This window comes from Modestobacter sp. KNN46-3 (genome assembly GCF_011039295.1).
The window spans coordinates 1-1,406 of record NZ_JAAKGN010000325.1 but is presented as its reverse complement, the minus strand read 5'-3'; the positions used below and the strand labels follow the sequence as shown (position 1 = coordinate 1,406).

2 protein-coding genes are annotated in these 1,406 nt (G+C 72.0%); both read left to right on the top strand.

The window, feature by feature from the left end:
* Positions 1 to 1,193, top strand: a 1,193-nt coding sequence (locus G5C62_RS27010; protein WP_164703412.1) for an ABC transporter substrate-binding protein, incomplete at its 5' end; no start/stop codon positions are given.
* A 26-nt stretch (positions 1,194 to 1,219) separates the two neighbouring features.
* Positions 1,220 to 1,406: aminopeptidase P family N-terminal domain-containing protein (locus G5C62_RS27005; protein ID WP_206330903.1), on the top strand; the 187-nt coding region annotated here is incomplete at its 3' end.

The following is a 1,406-nucleotide window of genomic DNA, read 5'->3' as shown; positions in this document are numbered from 1 at the left end:
CCCCCAGCGCGTCGAGCGACAGCCCCGCCCCCGAGGTCGAGTCCTCCCGGCCCGGGGACGGTCAGCTCGACCTGGGTTACGTCCTCGCCGAGACCGGCCCGCTCTCCGGCCTTGGCGTCGGGATCATCGCGGCGACCCAGCTGGCCGTGGAGGACGTCAACGCGGCCGGTGGCGTTCTGGGCCAGCCGGTGACGCTGTCCGGCGGCGACGAGGCCGGGGACCCGACCGTCGCCGGGCAGACCGTCGACCGACTGCTCGGCGAGGGCGTCGACGCCATCATCGGCCCGGTCTCCTCCGCGGTCTCGCTCTCGGTGCTCGACCGGATCGCCGGCGCCGGGGCTGTGCAGTGCGCCGGGGCCAACACGAGCGCCACCTTCACCGGCTACCCGGACAAGGGCCTCTACTTCCGGACCATCCCGGCGAACACCCGCCAGGGCCCGGTGCTCGCACAGACCGTCATAGGCGAGGGGGCTTCCCGGGTGGCGGTGGTCGTCCGCAACGACGACTACGGCCAGAGCCTCTCCCAGTCGGTGATCGAGCAGCTGGAGAGCGAGGGGGCCGAGGTCGTGGCCAACGTGCCGTACGACCCGGCGGCCACCACGTTCTCCGCCGAGGTGGCCGAGGTGGCCGCCGCCGAACCCGACGCCGTCGTGGTGATCGCTTTCCAGGAGGGGACCACGCTGCTGCGCAGCCTGATCGAGAACGGCCTGGGGCCCGCCGACGTGGGCGTCTTCGGCACCGACGGCATGTCGCTCGGCTCCCTCGGCCCGGCGGTGAGCGAGTCCGACCCGGGTGTCCTGGAGGGCATGCAGGCCACCCAGGCCTCCTCGCAGAACGACCCCGCCTTCCTGGACCGGCTGGTCGCGAGCAAGCCGCAGGTGTCGATCACGAACTTCACGCCTTACCACTACGACTGCGTGATCACCATCGCCCTGTCCGCGCTGCAGGCCGGCAGCGACGCGCCCGGCGACATCGCCCGGGCGATGCAGTCGGTGACCCGGGACGGCGAGGAGTGCGCGACGTTCGCCGACTGCGCCGAGCTGATCGCCGCGGGCACCGACATCGACTACAACGGGGTCTCCGGACCGCTGGACTTCACCGACGTCGGTGAACCGGAGATCGGGCTGTTCGACGTCGTCCGGTTCGACGAGACCGGGACGCCGCAGATCGTCCGAACCGTGGAGTCGCAGTGACGGCGCGGCCCGGGGCTCCTACGCCGGTGCGTGCCCAGATCCTCGACAACATCCGGCGCCGCTGCCAGGAGCGGGGGCTGGACGCCTACCTCGCGTACACCCCGTCCAACGTGCACTACACGAGCGGCTTCCAGAGCTACTTCCTCTCCGAGTGGCCCTGGCGGATGCTCGGCACGGTCCTCGTCCTGGTGCCGGCCGACCCGGCGCTGGAGC